Source organism: Pseudoalteromonas sp. L23 (assembly GCF_021728455.1).
GTDB lineage: Bacteria > Pseudomonadota > Gammaproteobacteria > Enterobacterales > Alteromonadaceae > Pseudoalteromonas.
In genome coordinates this window covers 214,628-236,719 of the sequence record NZ_JAKKCW010000003.1, presented here as the reverse complement: position 1 = coordinate 236,719, position 22,092 = coordinate 214,628, and the positions used below count along the sequence as shown (strand labels likewise).

Here is a 22,092-nt window from a genome sequence, read left to right as displayed (position 1 = left end):
ATTGTAATCGCTTCAACCGCTTTACACTACTGCATTTCTACTTTTGCAAACTTTTTCTTAATAGCTCAGGAGAAAAATGATACTGCTCTTTAGGCTTTCCTCTAAGACTCATTGCCTTGTAATCAATAGATTGCCAGTTTTTCGCTGACTTTATCCAGTAATAGTCAGCTAGATTTTCCTTGGTGATCACAGTTAAATCAAACGCAAGTTCAGTGTTATCCTTCCAAAAAGGGTGCCCATAATAATGATCGTACACCGAAATCAACGCCCAAGCCCCCATCATAAAGTGCCCGCCAACGGATGCTTGCATCTCATTATGTTCAATAAGCTCAAAAGTATCCGACAACCAATCAAACCCACCAAACACTATTTGTGAAGCGCTTGATGCAGCTGCGGTGATAGCTCCCATCGCCATCAAATCTGACGCACACCAAATAAGGTTTGTTTTTGGATAGCGGTGCAACAATTTCTTAGTCTTATCAAGCGCTTGTTCTTTTGACCACCCGGCGTAGACAGTTTGCTGAACCACCACGCCAACTTCATCAAAAAAGCGCTTTGCACCGTTGCTTCTAATATCTGACTCTGTGCCATAGTGACCATTGATAGCAATAGGGTAAATTGTCTCATGACCGTTAGTTTTAGCCTGTTGGTATAGTTTCTTTGCCAGATCGTAACCGGCTTGGTCATTATCATGATGTACTTCCCCAAGCCAATACTTATAGTGTTCTTTTGGATTACCTATCGCCTGCCTTTCAGGGCCCGAAATCGTTTCTTCTAAAGTAATATGATTGATCCCATATTTTTCTAAAAGCTTTAGGCTTTCTTCGGCACCACCAGGATAATTAATGAGGATGACATAGTCGGGAGTAGCACGATAACTCAAATATTTTTTAAGCTCAGCGAGCTGTATAATTCGGTTTCCTTCTCCATAGATCACATCTAATCTAATATCGAATTGATCCGCTGCCGCTTCTGTAATGCCTTGGACGCGCTGCCAAAATGGTTCACCAGGCACAGAAGGATTAACAAACAAGACATTTAAAGACTGTTTAGCATCAACACTAAAACACACCATCCATAGCACTACCCCAATTAGTACTTTTTTAATCATAGCGGGCTCTTCGTATTACTAGCAACTTCAATAACTTCTCAAATGGGCCTTGCTTAAACAACTTAAAATAAATAGACGCAAGGGCTAATTGAATTATAGACGCAATTACAAATGCCGAGAAATAATCCACCCGCTCCCAAGTGCTGATAGCGTTCGGGTTTATAAAGTAAAAATAGCTTACAAACACAATTGACTGGAGAAGATAAAACGACAGCGCTAGGCGCCCAACACATTGTAAACTCCAAAGTTGACGTTTTGCACCTCGCATTGCCGCCTTAATTACAACGACATAAAACAACGCAACGGGTATCGCAAGGATCCAATCTATTCCTTCAAAAAACTCGACGCCTAGCTTACGCTCAAGAACAAAGCCTACAAATGACAAAATAATGGCTACAACGGCAAACAAATTAATTTTATGAACAGGTTCAGTACGCTCTAAATCAAACATTCCACTTCGATATAAACGCATACCAAGTAGCATTAACCCGGCGGTATACCACAAAGTAATAACCGGGATAAGCAAACTAATAATGATAAAGTACAGGCCATTAAGGGTGAGTAGTTCTAAGTAGTTTGCTGGAATTTGCTGCAAAAACTCGAGGTAGACTTCTGAAGTTCTATTTATTTGTGGTTCTGGATCAATTAATAGCAATAAGCTGATAGCAATAGAAGGGACTAAAATGAATCCTATCGCATAGCGGTTTAGCTTTTTGTCGCTCGCATCTATAAATCGTAGTGCTACAAATCCACTCAACGCATAATTAAATAAAATATCTCCAGGCCAAACCAACACGCCGTGTAACACACCGAAAACCATTAACCATGTTAGTCGATGTCTTGCAAGCCTCTGATCATCCGTCTTTGCTACCTGAATGCACAATGCCGCCCCAAATAACATGGCAAATAAGGTTCTGAATCGACCATCAAAGAAAATATTGTTAACCATTGCGAAGAACGGATCAAGATAGTGGGCAGTTTGAGCTGGTACATAACCCAACTCAAAATTGGCCATATGTACCATATTCATGGAAAGCAAGCCAAGCAGCGCGAACCCGCGGATCGCATCCATCGCAATAATTCTATTCATCAATACACACGGTTTTTATACATATCAGCCCAGTTTATCGCAGCGGCATGAAAATCAGGAAGGTTTTCGTCTTTATAGTTTAAATAACTGCACGCATCCTGCAGAGTCCACCAGCTTCCAGACTCATAGGCTCTAACGATATTTAAAATATAATATAGTGTGTTGGGTTTGCCTATCAAAGCATCATGGAGTTGCTCAGGAAAAGGTAGCTTGTTTACAACCTGCTCCATTGGCCTGTCAAGAATGGCATCAAGCAGAGAAAATAACCCTGTCATAAAGCTCATATTGGCAAGCCCTGGCGATATTTGCTGTGCGATAAGTTCACAAAACCGTGAACGAACGATAGAAAGGCGTGTTAATTCTGTCGGTTTTCCCTCGGCTACGTGGGCTGTCATAATTAAGTTTACAAACTTTTTTACACGCTCGTTTCCTAAATATATCAGGGCTTGCTTTAAAGATTCGATACGACTTTTGATTGGAAATACGCCGGAATTAATAAGCCTTAGCAGTTTATACGCAAGCGCAGTGTCCTGAGCAAACAACTCGGCTAATCGCGTAATACTCATATTCGGTTTGAGTGCTTCTTCATAAATGAGCATGACTATCACATAATTGATAGTAATGTCTTTTTGCTCAATCATTTTTGGTTTTGCAAAGAAGTAGCCTTGAAAGAACTGAAATCCCATCTTTTTAGCTTGCTCGAATTCTTCTTCGGTTTCGACTTTTTCCGCAAGTAGTTTAATGTTCTTTCGCTCTTTAATCATGTCAATCACTGGCACTATAGTGTCCAGCGGGTTTTCCATGACGTCGAACTTAATCAACCTTACGAGCTTTAAGAAAGGTTCCCATTCTTTTGAGTATTCAAAATCGTCTAACGCGAGTCTAAAGTTGCTGTGAAATAAGCCTCTTATCCGCTCATAATTTTGTTTTGTTGGCGGAATAGTCTCCAATAGTTCTAAGATCACATCATTTGCTGGGAGAAACTCACACAGCTCCTGACGTAACGAGTCTGGACCAATATTAATTAGCGCTTTCTTTCCCGAAGTGAGATATCGCATGCCGAGGTTAAGTTGATTATTCATTATCAGCTTGGCTGTCGCTGCATCATCTGCAATATTTGGAAAGCTATTTTTTACACCATCGCGAAACAACAATTCGTATGCAACAACTTGTTTTTTACGATTAAATATGGCTTGGCGGGCCACAAAAACCTTCAAACAAAAACTCCTTCGTACCTAAAGTGAACAATCGCACTTTTGGTTTAGCAATTTTTAGATTTTAACCCTTTATGATGATAAAGAAAATCAACCTAAGCTATTAAGAATCAAAATAATAGCTTAAAAGATAATGCAAAATGACAAAAAAGAAAGGCCAAAGCTATCTTTTGATACCTTTGACCTAGTTTTTTGTTTAGCAACTGAGCCAATTGCTAAATACTTAACACAGAAGCGAAAATTTTTTTAACTACGTTTTTTCTATCTATATAATTGTTCGCAGTATTTTTGTGCAACATCAGACCAGTCAAAGCGCTGCATACGAGCTTGCAGCCTGAGTTGTTGATATTTTTCGCAATCCCCTACCAGATCAGCGAGTGCTAGTTCAAAAATCGCAATAAACTGACTACCTTGCTCAGCAAGCGTTTCTCCTTCAAAGCAATAGCCGGTTTCGTTGTGTTTTACCGTATCAGATAATCCCCCCACTTTATGTACGATACAAGGTTGTCCAGCGCGCATCGCAAGCATTTGGCTGATACCACAAGGCTCAAAGGAGCTTGGCATTAAAAACAAATCACCTAATGGGTACAGTTGCTCGCCGAGTGCTTTACCATAACCATTTAAAAACAAGACATTGTTATGGCGTGCCATTACTTCGGTAAATAGCTGCTCAAGACTTGGGTCACCAGAGCCTACAATCACAATACGTGCTCCTTGGTGCTTGGCTATTTTTGCAATGTCATCGAGCACAATGCCTGATTGGGTAGGCTGTCTTAAAATAAGTGCTTTTTGATCGGTGAGACGACCAACACTTGTAATTAGCTTGCCGCTAAAGGCTTCGTCACGCCAAGCGAGTATGCGCTGATGAGCAATGTAAAACCGAGATAATACTTGGCTAGATTTTGCCATCCATTGAAACACATGCTGCTCAGCAAGCGCCAAATAGTCAGCAAAAATTAGATTCTCTTCGTCACCTGACTCATCATACACACAACCGTTTAAAATACCTGCTAACCGTCCTTCATGAGACGCATGCTGCATGTCGCTTTCTAACCCTTCGCCACCAAAAAAACCAAGCTCAGGATGACTCGGGATCATCACTTCTTTGGCATAATTAGGAGAAACAACATGCACTTTGTCTGAAAGATTAATAGCCGCTCGCATAGGATTAAAACAGTGAGGATATTTAGGATCGCAAATACTGAGTCCATCATAGGTGAGTGTCGGAAACCAAGACTCAAGGCTGGAAAAGTCATGATTAAAAGGCCGGATCCCTTGAAGCGCAAGGTTATGCACCGTATAGACTGTCCTTAGCGCCTTTAAGCGTTTGAATCTTGGACTAAACTGACGAAGTACAGCAACGACAGCAGCGTGCCAGTCATGCAGGTGTACAACATCTATCTCAGCTATCAACTCATGTTCAATAAGTTCAGCAACTGCCGCACTAAAAAACGCAAATCGATTTGCATCTGTCGCAAAGGGCTGGTGAGGATCATTACAGTAAATAGCGCCGTGATGCTCACTAAACAATGAGTGTGAAATGACATACTGAGCGACATTGTCACTTTCTTCAACAGACCAAAGAGTCGCCGTTTCTAGGTGTTGACGAAAAGGGACCGCAATATCAGCGACTAAGTTTCGATTTAAAGCAGCTTGGCCATAATCGGGTGTGACCACCGATACTTTAATGCCAAGCTGCGCCAATGCATAAGGTACGTCGCGTATTACATCTGCGACGCCCCCCACCTTACAATTTGGCAACCGATCGTTTTCGGCTGCCACTAAAATTACATGCATAGTACCTCTACATGGATCATTTATTATTTTTTTCCGCAAGCTCTGCGAGCATATCTCGGGTCACCAATACGATCCCCTTATTCGACACTCTAAAGCCATTCTCTTTGTCTAGGTCAGTATCGTAACCAATTGTCATCCCCTCTGGTATTTGACAACTGCGGTCAATGATTGCGTTTTTGATTTTGCAGTTACGCCCGATTTTGGCACCAGGCAACACAACGGCTCCTTCAATTTCACAATACGAGTGAACATGCACATTGGAAAACAGCAATGAACGCTTAACTTTAGAACCAGAAATAATACAGCCACCAGAAACCGTCGAGTCTACGGCCATACCGCGTCTATCATCATCATCAAATATAAATTTAGCTGGTGGTAGCTGTTCCTGATAAGTCCAAATTGGCCAATGAGGATCATAGAGATCAAGTTGTGGTTCAGGAGAAACCAGCTCCATATTTGCTTCCCAGAATGAATCAAGCGTCCCTACATCTCGCCAATATGGCTGCCCTTCATGTGATGGGTCGCAAAATGGATACGCATATACATTATGCTCTTCTATGATGGATGGGATAATATCATGACCAAAGTCACGACCAGACCCTTCTCGTTCCGCATCCTTTTTTAACTGCTCGAATAAAAACTCAGTGTTAAACACATAGTTCCCCATAGACGCCAAACATACACCTGGCTTTCCAGGGATTGACGTCGGATCTACCGGCTTTTCATCAAAGCGACGCACACGGTTGCTTTCATCCACAGTCATTACACCAAACGTTTTCGCTGCTTCTTCACAAGGCACTTCAATACAACATACGGTCATATCTGCACCTGTCTCAACGTGCTTTGCAAGTAAGCCACCGTAATCCATTCTGTAAACATGATCACCCGATAAGATCATAACGTACTTGGGAAGCTCATGACGAATAATATCCATATTCTGGAAAACTGCATCGGCTGTGCCGCAGTACCACTCATCACCATATCGCTGTGATGCTGGCAATATTTCTACAGATTCTCCCAGCTCCTTTTTAAAGTGTCCCCATGCGCGATTAACATGGCGAATAAGCGAGTGCGACTTATACTGCGTAGCAATGCCAACCCGACGGATCCCTGAGTTAATGCAGTTAGACAGTGGAAAATCGATAATTCGATGTTTACCGCCAAAATAAACAGCGGGTTTCGCTCGCCAATTGGTGAGTTCGTGAAGGCGCGAACCTCTTCCACCCGCAAGTATCAAAGCATATGTTTCTCGAGTGAGGGTACTAATATAACGATTCGCATAATTAGGCATTATTTCTTCTCTCCATAACTTTTTTGCGGTGACTACTGCATTGGGCTCAAGCGCCAAATATCATCGCTGTAATCTTGAATTGTTCTATCGCTAGAAAATTTTCCACTTGCTGCGGTATTGAGAATACTCATGCGCAGCCAATGTTCCTTGTCTTTATATGCTTGAGCCGCATGCTCCTGGCTCTCAACATAGGAAGGAAAATCTTGTGCCACTAACCAAGGATCGGTACTACTCTTAATTGAGTTGATTACGTCATCAAAGATATTAGGCTCAAATAGGTTAAAGTGCCCACTTTCGAGCAAAGCCATAACACGTTTAAGGTCATTGTTGCTTTCTATTATCTTAAGGGGCTGATAATTTTGACGCACTTGCTGTGCTTGTTCAGCAGTTACACCAAATAAGTAAAAATTGTCTGCACCAACGCATTCTCGTATTTCAATATTTGCACCATCTAAGGTACCTATGGTGATCGCGCCGTTCATCATAAACTTCATATTGCCTGTGCCAGAGGCTTCTTTTCCAGCAGTTGATATCTGCTCTGATAAGTCTGTTGCAGGACAAATCACTTCCATTTTTGAGACATTGTAATTGGGCATGAAAGCCACTCGAAGATAGGGCCTCGCCGTGGGGTCATTGTTGATAACATTGGCAACATTATTGATTAATTTAATGATCTTCTTCGCCATGTAATAACCGGGTGCAGCCTTACCTCCAAACAGTACACAACGAGGAACAAGCTCTGCCACATCGCCACGACAGATCCGATCGTAAAGATGGATAACGTGCAATACGTTAAGTAACTGACGTTTGTATTCATGAATTCGCTTGACTTGAACATCAAACATCATAGTTGGGTCAAACTCTACCTGACATTCATGAGCAATTAGCTCAGCAAGACGTTGTTTGTTGTTTTGTTTGACTGTTAGCCACTGCTTTTGGAAGGCGTGATTATCATAAAAACGACGTAGTTCACTAATTTTAGAAAAATCAGCTTGCCATCCGTCGCCAATTTTTCCGCTAATCAGTTGCGCCAGTTCTGGATTACAATGCGATAACCAACGCCTTGGCGTCACACCGTTGGTTTTATTATTAAACTTCTCTGGGCACAGTTGATAGAAATCGTTAAACAAGCCAGCTTTTAATAACTCGGTATGAAGTGCAGCAACACCATTGACAGAATAACTACCTACAATCGCAAGGTACGCCATGCGAATTTGAGGATGACTGGACTCCTCAATGAGTGACAGCGCGCGCTGCTTTTCGATATCGCCGGGCCATTTAAGTGCAACTTCCGACAAAAAGCGGGCATTGATCTCATAGATAATTTCTAGCAACCTTGGTAACAAGCGCTCAAATAAACTCACAGACCAGCGCTCTAATGCTTCAGGCAATAAAGTATGATTGGTATATGCCATGGTTGATGTCGTTATCTTCCATGCGGCATCCCATTCCAGCTCGTAATCATCTAATAGAATGCGCATTAACTCTGCTACGGCAATACTGGGATGGGTATCATTGAGTTGGAATACGTGATAATCCGCAAAATCACTGAAATCATCGCCATATTGCTCAACCCAAGTTGCAATCACGTCTTGCAAGCTCGCGCTGGATAAAAAGTACTGCTGCCTTAATCTCAGTTCTTTGCCATTTTCACTGGCATCATTGGGGTATAGCACCATCGTTATCTGCTCAGCGAGATTCTTTTTCGCCACCGCTTCTGAATAACTACCGGCGTTAAATTCGTTGAGGTCAAACTCATCGGTCGCCTCTGATTTCCATAGTCTTAATGTGTTTACCACCTCATTACGATATCCAGGCACAGGAACGTCGTAAGGCACCGCGAGAATATCTTGCGTATCAAGCCATTCATGATGCTGCCTACCATTTTTGTCGGTATGTACTTCAACATGACCAAAAAACTTAACTCTGCGGGCTTGTTCTGGTGCGGCAAGCTCCCATGGATGGCCTTCACGGAGCCAGTTATCAGGCTGCTCTACTTGGTGACCCTGTTCACAGGTTTGGTTAAACATCCCAAATTCGTAACGTAAACCGTAACCAACAACAGGAAGGGCTAATGAAGCACAGCTATCCAAAAAACAAGCTGCAAGGCGGCCTAAACCACCATTACCAAGACCTGCATCATGTTCAGCCTGCGCGACCTCTTCAAGCTCAGTACAGTATTCTTGTAATGCCGCTTGAACTTGTTCTTCTAAGTCTAGATTTAACACCGCATTAGACAGTGCTCTACCCATTAAAAATTCCAGCGAGAGATAAGCTGCTTTACGCGTCTTTTTACTCTTTATGTGCTCTTTGGTTGCTCGGCAACGGGCGACTAATCGGTCACGAATGGTCAAGGCTAATGCATGGTACAAATACAGTCGCGACTCTCCTACTTTGTCTCGACCTAAGGTGTAGTAAAAGTGACGAGTCAAATCATCACTCAAGGTGTTTTCATCTATCTTTGGTGCATCCTGCCAATGTTTTACCACGCATACTGGCGCACTTTTATTAGCCATGCTTTTCATCCCCTTTGATTGATGTAAATATCCATGCTGACTTAGCTGGAACCTGTAAATAAGAATCTAACTCTGGTCTTTGCGGCTCAACCGCGGTGGTGATTGCTTGCTGCCAATGAGATGAAAATGCACTAAATGGCAGCTTTATTTGCAATGCACTTTCACTGGCGTTCAATATTATCAATAAGCTTTGCCCTAACTGCTGATCAGTAATGGTGTAACTCAACCATTTGCGGCTCGGCTCTCGCCATTGTTCAGGCGATAACGGCTTTGCTTGTTCATTAAACCAATTCACCGCAAAACGACTGTCACTGTCATGGACATAAAATGAGTGAGAAAACGCGGCAAATTGCCTTCGAAGGGCAAGTAAATCTTGGATAAAAAAAGTTAAAGTATGGTGTTGCTGGTGGTTTTTCCATGCCAGCCAGCTAGTGCAGTTGTCTTGGCAGTAAGCATTATTGTTGCCACTTTGCGTATGTGCCATTTCGGTTCCCGCACAAATCATCGGGATCCCTTTGGATAAAAACAAAGTGAGTAATGCATTTTTCTGCATACTGAGACGCAATTCATTGATTTGAGGATCGGCACTGAATCCTTCTACCCCACAATTAAATGAAAAGTTTTCACTGTGGCCGTCTCTATTTGCCTCGCCGTTTGCTTCATTGTGTTTATGCTCGTAAGCCGTCCAATCAAACAATGAGAAGCCGTCATGACTGGTAAGAAAGTTTATGGAGTTCAAAGGGCCCCGTAAGTTATGTTCAAACAGATCACTGGAGCCATGAATACGCATCGCAAGCTCTGGCAATACTCCCTCATCGCCACGCCAAAAGCGCCTAACGGTATCTCGATATTTATCATTCCACTCACGCCAAGGAGAAGGAAATTGCCCAAGTTGATACCCACCAGGACCAATATCCCAAGGCTCGGCAATCAGTTTTACTTTGCTAAGTACTGGGTCTTGATGGATCGCTTGCAAAAATGCATGTTGATTTGAAAATCCCGAGGCTTGACGAGCAAGGATGGTCGCCAAATCAAAGCGAAAACCATCCACCCCCATGTATTCCACCCAATAGCGCAAGCTGTCCAAGACAAGTCTTAATACCACTGGATTCGAGATATTCATTGTGTTTCCACAACCAGTGTCATTAATGTAGACATTGGGCTTACTCGGCAAGGTGCTGTAATAAGTCAGGTTATCAAACCCTTTAAAGCTAATTGTCGGGCCATCCAAACCACCTTCCGCAGTATGGTTAAACACCACATCCAAAATAACCTCAATGCCGGCTTGATGGAGTCGCTCTACCATTACCTTAAATTCGTTGATGTCGTCGTTAACGAGATAACTTTTGTGTGGCGTAAAAAAGTTGAGGCTGTTATATCCCCAGTAATTTTTTAGTCCTTTGGTCGTAAGAAATTGCTCGTTGATAAACGCATGCACAGGTAGCAGCTCAATCGCAGTAACACCAATATGCTTGAGGTGATCGATAAAGGTTTGTTCAGCAATCCCTAAATATTTTCCTTGGTGTTTAGTTGGAATATCTGGGTGCCTAACAGTTGCCCCTTTAACATGACATTCATAGATCACCGTTTTACTCCACGGAGTCTTCGGTCGCTTCCCTTGATACTTCTCAATCGCCGTCACTTTACTCTTTGGCATATCACAGGCGTTATCAGATGGGTTTAAATGGCCCACTGGCAAATGGCAAAAATGCCGTTCACTCCAAGTAAACTCACCAAAAAAGTCGCGGCAATATGGGTCTAAGAGTAACTTATTGGCATTGAAAAGCAGGCCTTTTTCCGCGCAATACTCTCCGTCTACACGATAGCCATATAAGTCTCCGACTTGTGCTCCCTCGATAAACAGTGACCAATTTCCGCCTTCATGCCTGAACATCCCTATCCGATTCACTTCGCTATGGCCGCTTTTGTCAAACAGACACAGGGTTACGCGTTTTGCTTTCGGTGCATAAACACAAAAGTTAACGCCTTTATTACTGGCTGTTGCACCCAATAATTGATGATCGCCGCGATAACTGGTTAGCATGTGCCACCAGAGATCAGCTGCAAATACACGGTTGCCAGAGGCGGAACGGTTATATCGATACTTTGCTCAAGGCCATGGCTTGCTATGTTTTTCGACTCAATGAGTTGTTGTTTATGTGCAACGACTCCAACGCCGCTCCCCCAAAACGCTTTGTCATCCGTGTTTAAGATAACTTGATACACACCCGCTGACGGCACGCCTAAGCGGAATTGAAAATGAGTTTGTGGCGTAAAGTTTGCGATCACCACCAGCGGTGTAACACCATCTTGTCCGTAGCGTACAAAACTAAATATGCTTTGCTCAGCGTTCCCCCCATCAATCCAATTAAATCCTGTTGATTTGCTATCACACTCAAATAATTGCGGCGTTGATTTATAGGTCGTATTGAGCGCTTTGACACACTTGTAGACGCCTTGATGTGCTTCACTTTCAAGCAACTTCCAGTTGAGTTGTTGGTTATGATCCCACTCCTCTCGGGGGGCAAGTTCAGCGCCCATGAACAGCAACTTTTTACCTGGGTGGGCAAACATAAAGCCATAGTAGGCACGTAAATTAGCGAATTGCTGCCAATCGTCTCCTGGCATTTTGCTCAGTAGCGCACCTTTGCCATGTACCACTTCATCGTGACTTAATGGCAAGATGTAATTTTCAGAATAGGCATACACCATCGAAAAGGTCATTTCATGGTGATGGTACTTGCGATGAATTGGGTCTTTGGACATATAGTTTAGCGTGTCATTCATCCACCCCATATTCCACTTATAACCAAAACCCAAACCATCGTGTTCAACACTGCGAGTAACACCGGGCCAAGCTGTGGATTCTTCAGCGACCATCATAATACCTTCATCAACGCCATAGCATTTGGTATTGACTGATTTGAGGCACTCAATTGCACCTAGGTTTTCACGGCCGCCGTATTGATTTGGCACCCATTCCCCATGTTTTCGGCTGTAATCCAGGTAAAGCATCGATGCCACGGCATCAACTCGTAAACCATCGATGGCGTATTCTTTTATCCAATACATCGCATTCGACAGCAAAAAGCTTTTTACTTCAGCGCGGTCGTAGTTAAAAATATAGGTATTCCAATCTGGGTGAAATCCTTGCCGCTTATCAGCATGTTCAAATAAATGCGTACCATCAAATTTATGTAAACCATGGGGATCTGATGGGAAATGTCCCGGTACCCAGTCGATAAGTAATCCGAGCTCTTCACGATGACAGCACTCAACGAAGTAAGCAAAATCCTCCACGCCACCAAAGCGACTGGTTGGCGAGAATAACCCCACTGGTTGATAACCCCAGGAGCCATCAAAAGGATATTCACTGATAGGCATCAGTTGCAAATGGGTAAATCCTAGTGCCTTTACATAAGGGATAAGGTCATCCGCTAATTCTCGATACGTAAGATAGCGATTACCGTCTTTCTCTCGGCGCTTCCAAGAGCCCAAATGCACTTCATAAATACTAATGGGTGCATTGATTTTATTACGCAGCGCCTTTTTATCATGATCAGCTTGGCTCAATGTGAAAGCCGCAGGTCGAGCCTGAGTTATACTCGCCGTACCCGGTGCTTGTTCCATTTTAAATGCAAAAGGGTCAGCCTTTTCTATGCGCTCCCCCTCAAATGTGGTGATTGCAAATTTATAGCAGCAGTCAACCTCCAGTGCCGGAATAAAAAGCTCCCATACACCACTGGCTGGATGTAATCGCATTGGATGCTGCACGGCCTGCCAATGATTAAACTCACCTATCACAGAAACAGACAACGCATTTGGCGCCCAAACACCAAATCGAAACCCAATTACACCCTCTATTTCTAATTGATGTGATCCTAAATGCAAATAAGCTTGGGCTTGTGTTCCTTCATTGAATAAGTACAAAGCATCATCAGCCAAGCAACTTTCAAAACTATATACATCCCTCCCAGTGACAGTTTGCTCTGGGTAGTGCACTTCAAGCAGGTAATCTTTGCTGATGTCATCCGCTTTAAAATCTAATGTGAATAGCGCACTTTTGCGAAACCGTTCAAGCGCATAACTGCTATTGTTGGTAAGCACCTTAACTTCTGTCGCACCAGGAATAAAACAGCGCACGACTGAGCGCTTCGCATCTAGCTGGTGTAGCCCTAAAAAGGCAAATGGGTCGCGACACTTACCGGCTTCCAAAGCGGCTAATTGACTGATGTAGTCATCTACTTGGGCGTCTTCTATTTTTGCTCTTGTATTCATCTATTCTTTCCTGCTGGTTACCGCATCTCGGATCAGCGGCCGAGAGCTTGCAATAATTTCCGCTGATGTCTGATTAAGTCGCCTTCTCCAGTTTGGATACTCTTGGTCAGTACCAGGAATGTTCACTGGTAACTTCTGTTCGTCGAGGTCATCAAACTGAATTGTCAGCATTTTTGCAGGCGACTTGGCGAGCACATTGATAAGCGACTGATACACATCACGGGCTTCGCTCGCAAGGCTGACACTTACCTCACCATAGCGACTAAGCCAATGACAAAGCTTCTCTCGCTCGGATGTTCGCTCTTCATCCGCTTTTGTTAGTTGGGGTTCGCTCAATAACTGATATTCGCGTTTCAACCTAAGGTCATCATGGCTCCACCAGCCAAAAAATGGCGGGACGTCATGGTTAGCAACCATGAGTAACGCATTGTGCTTATAGTGCGTAGGTGCTAAAAACTGACCGTGATAATCCTTCTCGAAGTAAAAAAGAATATTGCTGTATATATGAGACTCAGACATTGCTTCTTTGATTTCGATTGGAACAACCCCTAAATCTTCACCAATGATCATCACTTGATGTTTGACAGACTCAATTTTGAGGATCGCTAAAAGGTACTCAAATGGATAATATACATAGCAACCTGTTTGCTGCTGATCTTGATAAAAGCACCACCACAACCTTCTTAGGCCCATCACATGGTCAATTCTTAATGCCCCAACACCGGTGATGTTCGCTTGGATCAGCTGTTTAAAAAATGCAAAGCGCTGCGCTTTTAACTTAACGGGGTTTAACGCTGGTAACCCCCAGTTTTGACCGAGCTCTGCCCAAGGGTCTGGAGGCGCGCCCACGCGAGCATGTTCGGCATACAAATTTTTATTGCTGTTGTATTCACTTGAGCCGTCAGCACAACCAACGGCTAAATCATTGATTAAACCTACAGCCATACCAGCATTCAGTGCCGAAGACTGGCATTGCGTTAATTGTTCAAACGCAAGCCATTGTAAAAATTTAGCGAAGTCATCGTCCTCAAATGCCTTAAGCTCTTGCTGCTTAGCCTGGCAAAATCGATTAAAGTCTGCACACCACGTTCCAGTTTGTTCACACAATAACTGCCACGCAAAACGTAACGCGTTAAGCTTAGTTTCCATACAGTGAGTCATATCAAGATATGTCGCGTTCAAGTTACTCTTTGAGACGTTTAAATAGCTGGCGAATACACTCACATCTAAGCCAAATTGTTCACACAAAAGCTCTATAGAAATGTAAAAAGGGTGCAGTAGGCGGCGGTCATTTGGGCTGTACGGGCTCGCTTTTTCTGGTTCATCAACAAACAGCAAATGCAGTGGGTTTAACAAAATGTAGTCAACCCCTTCAGCTGCGCTAGCCTCAACTAATTGCTTTAGCTCATAAAAATCCGCACTTAGCTTGTTGCCAGCAGGCTTTAACGAATATAGCTGAATAGACAATCCAAGGAGCTTCTTATGTTGTTCAATCGGGTCATAACACTGTCTAGGCGTCACCCAAAGTTCTGTCTCGAACCGCGCACCATTTAACATTACCTCAGCGCTATGATAACCGACTTCAATCGCGTTTATTGGCACTTCAAGTTGAACATAGCGTGTATCTTGATAGCGGTAATCCCCAATCACTACTTGCTTGTTTGGATCGCAAACACAGCAATAACCCAATGCGGGGATCGACACAGTTAATTCGTTAATTTGCAGGCCGGCATCCACTCTTATCGTAATAGTTGGCATCTCTTTGCAAACCAAAGAAATGGCTTCAACTGGCGTTAACCACTTAGCAATATCCAGCTCAAAATTGAGTGTATTTATTTCATCTAGATTGCTGACATCAACACCGCACTCCTGCAATGCCTGTAGACGAGTTTGGTGATCAAATACCACATGATCACCCGTGTATTTATGGTACTCATAACCAATACCATAGAGATAAAGAAGCTGAGCAATGTTGTCCATTTATAATGTTACGCTCTCGCTGTGGACACAACACTGTTGTCTTCTCCAAAGCCGTTGGGCACATAATCATCTGCTTGATGATCATTGTCCCAGACTTCACCATCAATCAAATATCTGAAGTGGTAATCTTTGTCGGTTGGTAAACGGTGTTTGAGCTTGAACGCACTGTCTTTTTTGATGAATTTCATCGGCTCGGGTTGCCAATCATTAAAATCACCAGCAAGTTCCACCGTTTTCGCTTCTGGGTGTGAAAATGAAAATGTAATTTCTGCTTCGTCTTTTGTTTTGAAAAACCGTTTAGTGAGCATATAACCCCCATTTACCTTTTGTGAGTCCTTATTTCACAGTGACGTACGCTAATACTGCAAACGACTGGTAACTGTGTACGATTTATGTCGAGCATATTGAGATTTAAGTGAAATTGAATTGCAAAATTAAATTTTAATTAGCTGGCAACTCACCGTTCGCTTTAAAAATCAGCAGCCCTAAGTACAGCAAACAAATATTGAGTTTGTATGACAGTACAAATTTGGTGCAATTTTGCACCGCTTTGGCGCAATCTAAATCAGATAAGCAGTGATTTCAGTTTGCTATGAGTTCCTTGCAATCACTGAACCAATCACATTAAGAGTCAACAAGAAAGCTAGTTAAGAATGGTTATCATGTAAAGTGAATTTAACTAATAATTGATCCCGCTCATATAAAGCAGTCTGCAAAGTGAAATTTTTAGTACTTTTGCACGATGAAGTTTGCAACTGAATGCTAAAGTGTGTAAAAAACTAGGTTAGCAACTATAATTTCAGATTACATTTTTTGCGATGAAGATCGCATCTGCGTACTATTACTCCGTAATATGCAAGAGACTGAATTACTAAGGAAAGCCTATTCATGCCAAACGCGATAAGACTAACAAGTACCCTACTTCTGGGCACATTATTTGTTGTCATATTGCTGCATCTGTCTTTTAAGGCCCACGTGCTTGAGCTGATCGCTACAACCCCGTTAAATGAGCAACTTACAGTATCAATGGTATCACCTTGGTATTCCCCACTACTGCACGGTTTGAACTTTGCAGCAAACGGAAACCACACTTATGTTGCGGTAGAGTCAACACTCGGAATACCCAAATATCTGGATGTAAATACAGTCTGGTATGCCGTATTTACTTCTCCAATCACTCTCATTTCAATTGCAACTTTACTCGCGATTGTTGCGTATCTTTTTAAATCAGAGCGCCGCTACCGTAATCAAGATGAAGATATAAGCGAGGTGAATAAGGACGTTGGAGGAATATTGATGCGTTTAGAGGTTGATAGTGCGCCACTGCACCATAAGTCCTCTCTTGCCAAGCTCAGCCATGCGATCCACGACTTGTCTAGCCATCTTGCACGCGTAAAACGCCATTCAGAGTCTCAAATTTTTCAAGACAAGCTCACAAAGCTTATAGATAGACATGCATATATTGACCATATTGAGGCAAAGTTAAAGCAAGCTGAGTTGGCGCAACAAAAATGTGGCCTGCTATTTATTGATTTGGACGGCTTTAAGCAGGTCAACGATTCCTTTGGCCACAGTTTTGGCGACGAAATTCTGATCCAAGTTGCTGCTCGGCTCTCAAAAGTGGTTCGCCAATATGGTTTAGAAGATTGCCACCCTATTCATGGCCTTGAACAAAACCTTTCAAGACTCGGCGGCGATGAATTTTCGCTATTTATTCCCAAATTAAACAATCCAAGTTTGTGCACAGAAATCGCGCAGTCCATTCTTAGTGATATAGAGCGTGATTTCTTGCTTGGCAATAAGCTTGTCAAAATTGGAGCAAGTATCGGCATCGCGGTATACCCAGATAGTGCAGCAACACCAAACTCATTACTGCAGATGGCTGATGTTGCCATGTATAGAGCAAAAACGGATGGTCGTGGAATTTTTAAAGTTTATTCCCCCGAAATGGGGTCGAAAATGCGACGTTATCACTACCTCTTAGAAGAGTTACGACTCGCTATCTCTGCGCAAAGCTTTTATCTGTCATTCCAACCGATAGTGCATGTTGAAGATTGTGCTATCGACTATTTTGAGGCGCTTATTCGTTGGAACCACCCGATAGAAGGGCAGATTCCACCGGCCGAATTTATTCCAATTGCAGAAGAGTCAAATTTAATTTTAGAGCTTGGTGATTGGATCCTACTTGAGTCGTGTAGGCAAATGTGTGCATGGCATAATGCAGGGATGAAAAAGGTAAAAATCTCGGTCAATGTTTCTGGAATACAATTAAAGCACAGAAAAGTCTTTGAATGGGTAAATGCTGCCCTAGAAAAAACCGGTTTACCAGCTACTGCTTTGATGTTGGAAATCACAGAGTCCACTCTTATCAAGGCCAGCAATGAAACGATTTCACAATTGCAACAATGCCGAGATGCAGGAATAAGTGTCGCGATTGACGACTTTGGAACAGGTTTTAGCTCACTAAGCACCCTCGCCGATTTACCCATTGATGTGATAAAAATCGATAAACTGTTTATCACTCAAGCCAATAGCAACCCCAAGTACCGTAAGATCCTCAATTCCATCAGCGAACTTGGACAGCAGTTAGAATTAAAGATTGTTGCCGAGGGGGTTGAACAAACCGAACAATTTGAGCTAGTTAAAAACTTAGGAATTAGCTGTGTACAGGGGTATTTAGTTAGCCGGCCTGAAAGCTCAAATAATGTGGGTAGCAAAGTGTTAAATGGCAATGTGAATCACATCGCAGCCACCGGCACCAGCATTTGGTTACCAGAGCAAGTTGGGTAGCTGCTGTTAATAGTTAAGCGAAAAAAGAGAGCTATATACTGCACCTTCCACGCTAGGCAACCTATTATGCTAAAAGTGGGTGCTTGGCGGTTCGTGATGAACGCCCACAGTATTTATCCAGACTAGGTAAGGTTATTTATCGCTTAAATTTGGTTTCTAGGATAACCGACGAGTTGGTACGCTCAATCCCCTCTAAATTACCGATTTCATCTAGCAGATGGCTCAACTGCTCCAAACTCTGTGCTTCAACAATGGCAATCAAGTCATATTCCCCACTAATGGCATAAAGCGCAGAAACATTTGGCAACTGCTGCAATGCTAAATTCGCCTTTGTAGTGAGTTTTTGTTTTACCTTAATAGAAACGTGTGCAGATACTAAATCGTCCATATACTGCTCCGCGAACTCTACGCGATAGCCTTTAATTACGCCATTTTGCTCTAATTTTGCGATACGATTTTGTACTGTGGTTCTGGAAAGGTCTAACTTACGTGCCAACTCAGAGATGCTCTCTCGTGCGTTATTACGCAACAGTGCAATGAGCTTTTCGTCTTGTGAACTAATCATTTTGCAATTTAATCATGTTAATTTGACATAAATGATAGCAAATATGTGAATTATTGCACTGCAAATTATTACAAAAGCGCGTAATAATGAAGAAATAGCAAGTTGGCAGTGAGCAGAACAACAAGTAATCAGCTTCTGCTCGACAGTAATACCGCACAATGATAACAATTTAGGAGAAAGCGTCATGCAAGCAAATCGCGAATTATTCGATGAAGTCATGGTTCCAAACTACAACCCGTCAGCCGTTATTCCAGTTAAAGGCCAAGGCTCTCGCGTATGGGATCAGACAGGTAAAGAGTTCATCGATTTTGCAGGCGGTATCGCCGTAAACTGTCTAGGCCATTGTCATCCTGCGCTCGTCTCTGCACTTAAAGAACAAGGCGAAAAAATTTGGCACTTATCAAATGTGATGACCAACGAGCCGGCGCTTCGCCTTGCCAAAAAGTTAACTGATGCAACATTCGCAGAAAAAGTCTATTTCGCAAACTCAGGCGCTGAAGCAAACGAAGCGGCACTTAAACTTGCGCGTCGTTGGGCACTGGATAAATTTGGTGCAGAAAAAACGCAAATTATCGCATTCAACAAAGGCTTTCATGGTCGTACTTTCTTCACGGTAACGGTTGGTGGACAAGCAGCCTATTCAGATGGCTTTGGTCCAAAACCTGCTGATATCACTCATATCGACTATAACGATTTAGCTACATTTGAAAAAACAATCTCAGACAACACTTGCGCAGTCATGATGGAACCGCTTCAAGGTGAAGGCGGGATCATTTCTCCAAATGCTGAGTTTGTCCAAGCTGTGCGCGAACTATGTGATAAACACAACGCGTTACTTATTTTTGATGAAGTACAAACGGGTGTTGGCCGAACTGGTGATCTATATGCTTATCAAGGGCTAGGTGTAACACCTGATATCCTTACTAGCGCAAAAGCACTAGGTGGCGGTTTCCCAATTGGCGCGATGCTTACCACCACTGAAATTGCAGCTCACCTTAAAGTCGGCACCCATGGCTCAACTTATGGTGGTAATCCACTAGCCTGCGCGGTAGCGGAAGCTGCATTTGACACAGTAAATACAAAATCGGTGTTAGCTGGCGTAAAAGCCAAAGAACAACTATTCAGAGATGGTCTAAATGCCATTAACGACAAATACAATGTATTTTCTGAAGTGCGCGGTAAAGGTCTTCTTCTTGGTGCAGTGCTCAATGATAAATTTGAAGGCCGTGCACGCGACTTCCTAGTAGCAAGTGCAGAGCACGGTTTAATGTCATTAGTTGCTGGTACTAACGTAGTTCGTTTTACGCCTTCCCTTGTGATCACTGATGAAGAGATCCAAGAAGGTCTAGCACGCTTTGAACAAGCGGTTGCTGCAGTAGTAAACGGCTAAGGAGCTGGGGACCTCGGTCTCCTCTTTCTCATGTTAGTATTAAGACCAATACAAAAAACTGACTTCGACGCGCTAAAAACCATTGCGGTTGAATCTGGCCATGGGTTTACCTCACTACCAGTAGATGACGAATTGTTGTCTAATAAAATTAACCGCTCGGTTGAAAGCTTTGCAAAGTCAGTATCAAAACCATACGACGAAGGCTATTTATTCGTTCTTGAAGACACACAAACGGGCGAAATTATAGGTACCACTGCGATTGAAGCCGCGGTCGGTATGTCAGTGCCTTTATATCACTATCATCTTGGTAAAACAGTACATCACTCAAGAACTTTGGGTGTCTATAATACCGTCGATATTCTGTCGATGTGTAACGACTACACTGGAAGCTCTGAGATCTGCACGCTATTTTTACGTGAAGGTCATCGTCAAGGCTTCGCTGGTCGCTTTCTTTCAAGAAGTCGTTTCTTATTTATGGCAGAACATGCAGAACGCTTTAGCGACACCGTTATTGCGGAAATGCGTGGTGTAAGTGACGAACATGGCCATTCGCCATTTTGGCAGTGGCTGCAAGAACACTTTTTTAGCATTGAATTTCCGCAAGCAGATCACTTGGTCGGTCTCGGGGACAAAGTTTTTATTTGTGAACTTATGCCCAAGTATCCCATCTATGCAAACCTACTAAGTCCAGAAGCACAAGCTGTGATAGGTAAAGTGCACGAGAAAACCAAGCCTGCTTTGCGTTTATTACAAAAAGAAGGGTTTGAACACCGTGGCTATGTTGACTTGTTCGACGCAGGTCCAACGGTAGAAGCCAAACTAGACAACATTAGAACGGTTAGAGAGTCGTTTAAAGGTGAGGTTGAAATAGTCGCTTCACTACCTGACAAGCTCCCTAATCTTGCTATTTCAAATGGTCGATTAGACGCGTTTAAAGCCACGTTTACCGATCAGGCTTATCTGTGCGAAGCAGAAGAAAAAATTCAGCTGACCGTAGAGGTAGCCAATGCGCTTGATGTCACTCAAGGTGAACTAATAAACGCATTTAAACTATAGATTTCAATGTCGTGCTGATACCAATTGGTATAAAGTTTAACAAGCTGTCACCAAGACAAAAAATTAGGAAACCATTATGCACAACAACGTAGATACACTATTTGAACACCTGTGGGACAACTACCTAGAAGTAACACCTTCTGCAGTTAAAGTTCATGAACTACTCGGCTCAACGCAAAAAGACGACGTGATCAATGACCACATCGCATTGCGTACCTTTAATATTGAAAAAGTAGGTCTAGAAAAGCTCGCTGCACATTTTAAAGCAGTAGGTTACACAGAGTGTGGCGAATACCACTTTGAAGCGAAAAAGCTATATGCCAAGCACTATGAACACCAAGATCCAACTAAACCAAAGGTGTTTATCTCTGAGCTGCTCGTTGAAAAATGTTCAGAAGAACTACAAGCTATCGTTAAAGACATGGTTGAGCAAATCGACGAATCAGCAGTAACAGCTGAAAACTTCCTGTATTCTGGCACCCACTGGCGCGTTTCTCACGAGACATACAAACAGCTACTGGCTGAGAGCGAGTATGCCGCATGGATGTCTGCATGGGGTTACCGCGCTAACCACTTTACGGTAAGCATCAATTACCTGAAGAACTTCACTACAATTGAAGCTGTAAACCAAGCACTCAAAGACAATGGTTTTGAACTAAACACATCAGGTGGCGAGATCAAAGGCTCTCCAGAAGTGTTACTAGAACAATCTTCAACGCTTGCTGATCACCAAAACGTGCAGTTTAATGACGGTGAATTTAGCATTCCAAGCTGCTTCTATGAGTTTGCTCTGCGTTATGCCAAGCCTGACGGCGAGATCTATACTGGTTTTGTTGCAGCTTCTGCTGACAAAATCTTTGAAAGTACTAACGCAAGATAATCGCGTTTAAAATCAGTGCTTGCCTAAGCACTCTGCCCAAATTGTAAAGCAGCCTTTATGGCTGCTTTTTTATACCAATTTGCTTAATTAAGTGAGCTATTTTGAGGCGAGAAAATCTTGTCGATAACTAGGCA

Annotated in this window: 15 protein-coding genes; 4 read left to right on the top strand and 11 right to left on the bottom strand. The window is 42.9% G+C overall.

The window, feature by feature from the left end:
• Positions 1-37: 37 nt before the first annotated feature.
• The 10 genes from L3V43_RS07635 to L3V43_RS07590 form a co-directional block, all read right to left on the bottom strand.
• On the bottom strand, positions 38-1,111 hold the full coding sequence (locus L3V43_RS07635) for an ABC transporter substrate-binding protein (RefSeq protein ID WP_102058044.1): 1,074 nt from the start codon (positions 1,109-1,111) through the stop codon (positions 38-40).
• On the bottom strand, positions 1,104-2,201 hold the full coding sequence (locus L3V43_RS07630; protein WP_235367344.1) for a DUF418 domain-containing protein: 1,098 nt from the start codon (positions 2,199-2,201) through the stop codon (positions 1,104-1,106). Before L3V43_RS07630 ends, L3V43_RS07635 begins: the two co-directional genes overlap by 8 nt.
• A complete protein-coding gene (locus L3V43_RS07625) occupies positions 2,201-3,418 on the bottom strand; it encodes an HDOD domain-containing protein (RefSeq protein ID WP_237116303.1) in 1,218 nt (405 codons plus the stop codon). Before L3V43_RS07625 ends, L3V43_RS07630 begins: the two co-directional genes overlap by 1 nt.
• Positions 3,419-3,676: 258 nt before the next feature.
• A complete protein-coding gene (locus L3V43_RS07620; protein ID WP_237116304.1) occupies positions 3,677-5,212 on the bottom strand; it encodes a glycogen/starch synthase in 1,536 nt (511 codons plus the stop codon).
• Positions 5,213-5,228: 16 nt separating this feature from the next.
• Positions 5,229-6,503 carry a glucose-1-phosphate adenylyltransferase gene (gene glgC, locus L3V43_RS07615; RefSeq protein WP_010372983.1) on the bottom strand — a complete coding sequence of 425 codons (1,275 nt, stop codon included), beginning with the start codon at positions 6,501-6,503 and terminating at the stop codon, positions 5,229-5,231.
• A 32-nt stretch (positions 6,504-6,535) separates the two neighbouring features.
• Positions 6,536-9,019: a glycogen/starch/alpha-glucan phosphorylase gene (locus tag L3V43_RS07610; protein WP_102058041.1), complete on the bottom strand. Its 2,484-nt coding sequence runs from the start codon at positions 9,017-9,019 to the stop codon at positions 6,536-6,538.
• Positions 9,012-11,063, bottom strand: a complete 2,052-nt coding sequence (glgX, locus tag L3V43_RS07605) for a glycogen debranching protein GlgX (RefSeq protein ID WP_235367346.1) — start codon at positions 11,061-11,063, stop codon at positions 9,012-9,014. The genes L3V43_RS07610 and glgX overlap by 8 nt, the downstream gene beginning before the upstream one ends.
• The gene (gene glgB / locus L3V43_RS07600) at positions 11,057-13,297 is read right to left on the bottom strand and encodes a 1,4-alpha-glucan branching protein GlgB (RefSeq protein WP_237116305.1); all 2,241 of its coding nucleotides are present in this window, start codon (positions 13,295-13,297) and stop codon (positions 11,057-11,059) included. Before glgB ends, glgX begins: the two co-directional genes overlap by 7 nt.
• Entirely contained in the window at positions 13,298-15,277 is a 1,980-nt protein-coding gene (gene malQ, locus L3V43_RS07595) for a 4-alpha-glucanotransferase (protein ID WP_235367348.1), read from the bottom strand.
• Between the two features lie 8 nt (positions 15,278-15,285).
• Positions 15,286-15,585, bottom strand: a complete 300-nt coding sequence (locus L3V43_RS07590) for an isoamylase early set domain-containing protein (protein ID WP_010372991.1) — start codon at positions 15,583-15,585, stop codon at positions 15,286-15,288.
• A gap of 580 nt (positions 15,586-16,165) precedes the next feature.
• On the opposite strand from L3V43_RS07590, the gene L3V43_RS07585 reads away from it, so the two are divergent.
• The gene (locus L3V43_RS07585; RefSeq protein WP_237116306.1) at positions 16,166-18,067 is read left to right on the top strand and encodes an EAL domain-containing protein; all 1,902 of its coding nucleotides are present in this window, start codon (positions 16,166-16,168) and stop codon (positions 18,065-18,067) included.
• A gap of 136 nt (positions 18,068-18,203) precedes the next feature.
• Here L3V43_RS07585 and L3V43_RS07580 read toward each other — a convergent pair whose 3' ends face one another.
• Positions 18,204-18,632, bottom strand: a complete 429-nt coding sequence (locus L3V43_RS07580) for an Lrp/AsnC family transcriptional regulator (RefSeq protein ID WP_010372995.1) — start codon at positions 18,630-18,632, stop codon at positions 18,204-18,206.
• A gap of 184 nt (positions 18,633-18,816) precedes the next feature.
• On the opposite strand from L3V43_RS07580, the gene L3V43_RS07575 reads away from it, so the two are divergent.
• The 3 genes from L3V43_RS07575 (at position 18,817) to L3V43_RS07565 (ending at position 21,958) form a co-directional block, all read left to right on the top strand.
• Positions 18,817-20,022, top strand: coding sequence for an aspartate aminotransferase family protein (locus tag L3V43_RS07575; RefSeq protein ID WP_102058036.1), 1,206 nt, complete (start codon positions 18,817-18,819; stop codon positions 20,020-20,022).
• Between the two features lie 30 nt (positions 20,023-20,052).
• A complete protein-coding gene (gene astA / locus L3V43_RS07570; RefSeq protein ID WP_010605388.1) occupies positions 20,053-21,078 on the top strand; it encodes an arginine N-succinyltransferase in 1,026 nt (341 codons plus the stop codon).
• A gap of 76 nt (positions 21,079-21,154) precedes the next feature.
• Positions 21,155-21,958, top strand: coding sequence for a DUF1338 domain-containing protein (locus L3V43_RS07565; protein WP_237116307.1), 804 nt, complete (start codon positions 21,155-21,157; stop codon positions 21,956-21,958).
• Positions 21,959-22,092: the final 134 nt, after the last annotated feature.